Origin of the sequence: Methanoregula sp. (assembly GCF_002835825.1) — an archaeon.
GTDB lineage: Archaea > Halobacteriota > Methanomicrobia > Methanomicrobiales > Methanospirillaceae > Methanoregula.
This window is the reverse complement of the sequence record NZ_PIZH01000383.1, coordinates 1-2001: the sequence shown is the minus strand read 5'-3', so window position 1 is coordinate 2001 and position 2001 is coordinate 1. Positions and strand designations below refer to the sequence as shown.

Annotated in this window: 1 protein-coding gene and 1 pseudogene; both read right to left on the bottom strand. The window is 59.4% G+C overall.

The features are described 5' to 3' along the window. A partial coding sequence (locus CW742_RS11330) for a DUF2070 family protein (RefSeq protein WP_292420458.1) occupies positions 1-1809 on the bottom strand: 1809 nt, incomplete at its 3' end. Continuing rightward, positions 1809-2001, bottom strand: a pseudogene (locus tag CW742_RS11325) (ATP-binding protein); the annotation flags it as partial. The gene CW742_RS11330 and the pseudogene CW742_RS11325, both read right to left, overlap by 1 nt.

Sequence of the window (2001 nt, the reverse complement as noted above, 5' to 3'; positions counted from 1 at the left end):
TCCCATGATCGCGTAGGCCAGGATTGAGAGGAAGAAGGCAAGGAGCAGCATTGCAAGGGAGAGCGGTGCCACGAAGACGAGCATGGCGTTGACGGTGCTTGCCAGCTGGACAATCCGGTTCGAACCGAAGACGACGACATTCTCGCACCGGGCGGTTGCCGCGGCGGCGCTTGCCGGTGTCAGATCGAGGATAGCATCCCGGATCGCCCGGATCACTTCCGGAGCGATCTCTTCCGGAGGAACTGCCATGCCGACCGGATTCTTTCCGGTAATGGTATTGACCACGTGGGAGTCGGTGGTCATGATCTCGGCATGGTCGACGAGCGTCAGGAGATGCTCCATGAGGGCTTCGCGGACCCCCTCTGCGATATTGTTGCCATCGATGAGCACGTACGCGGTCTTCTGCCCTTCGATCTCCGCGACCATCACCTGGATGCCGAGATCGCCAAATCCCTGCTCGCGGCTGAAGGGCACGGTACGGTGGCAGACGCCGATCCTGAACGGGGAGAGGCGTATCGATCGGCTCACGTCCATCGCACGTGTCGCAGCCTCAATATATTCCGTTGCCGTATGCGTGGCAAGGAGGACCGGGGATGAAAGGTCGGTCATGCAGTTATGTGCGTCAACCACGGCGACATGAGGGAACAAGCGGTGCCCCTCGGCCATGATGATCATCCCAATGGAAAAATCAAGATCCTCGGTACGCTCGGGAGACCGGGACATGACAAGGAGAAGCGAGTCGCCAAACCGCTGGTGCAGTACCTGAACGCTCCCATAACGGATACGGCCGGATTTCCCTGCAACCGCCGTATACTCAAGTCCCGAGCGGGATTTTTGGAGGGCATCGATCACCTTCCCGATCTCCTTCTCCGAAACAAGGTTGAAGTCATGGGTTGCGCACCCGTGGGCAACGAAGGTCTCCTCGGGAATGAAATAGTCGTGGAGGACCTTTGGCAGGTTCCCTCCCCCGATCTCGCCCATCGGGCCCGGGTGGAGGTTGGGGACGGTGAAGATCACGGGCTTGCCTGCCTCGCGTTTGAAGAAGAAACTCACCTGCGGCACGCTGATCTCCTCACCGATCTCGCGGAAGAAGTCCTCCATGCTCTTCGACCCGTCGGTCATGTGGGCGATGAATGCGTTGATGAACGCAAGCCCCCGGACCCTGAAGGCCCGTTTGAGGGGCTGCTCGATCATCCAGATCAGGATGGCAAACCCGAGGCCGAAGACGAGGTGGAGGACGAGGGCGAAGATGGCAAACGACGGGGAGAAGAGGAAGACCCCGACCATGACCCCGATCAGGCTCTGGATAAGGGCCGGAAGAACCATCCGGTGGATGCGGTAGTCTGCGATTGCGACAAGCACAAGGAGTCGCAGACCAAAGATGAACCCGAGCGAGATCGCATAGAAGAGGGGGATGAGCGTCACCGAGATCGCAAGCGAGGCGAGGGTGATGATGACCGAGAAGACCGTACAGGTCAGGGCAAGGAGGCCCGAGCGGTTCCAGGTCATCGTTTTGCCCCAGAGCTCGATGAGCGGTTTTGTCAGGGCAAGGGCAAAGATGGCCGGAAGGGAGAAGACCAGAGTTCCAGAGAAGATGAAGGTCTCGGGAAGCGAGAGGTAACTGCTGATCACTCCCGGCAACATGAACGAGATGGGCCCTTCAAGGTTGAGATTGAGCCAGGACTTTGCCGTAGCACCATCGATGAGAAAACCCAGGATGAGGATCAGGACAAGCGACCGCTTCCATGACGGGGCGGTGAAGATGAACCGGGTTAGTTGCCCGAGACGGACATCGCTTTCTTGCACCATCAGCAAATGCCCCCAAGGACCAGTTCGTACCGGCCGGGCGACGACCGGATCTCCGATGTGGTGAAGGTGATTGGCCGGGAGAAGAACGGAGCGTGGAGCGCGAGGCTCTCGTACTCCCCGCCTTCCCCGGCGATGTTGATGCGGGTAGCTGCTGCGATCTTCTCAAGCCGGGCAATGAGTGCCTCATCGAAC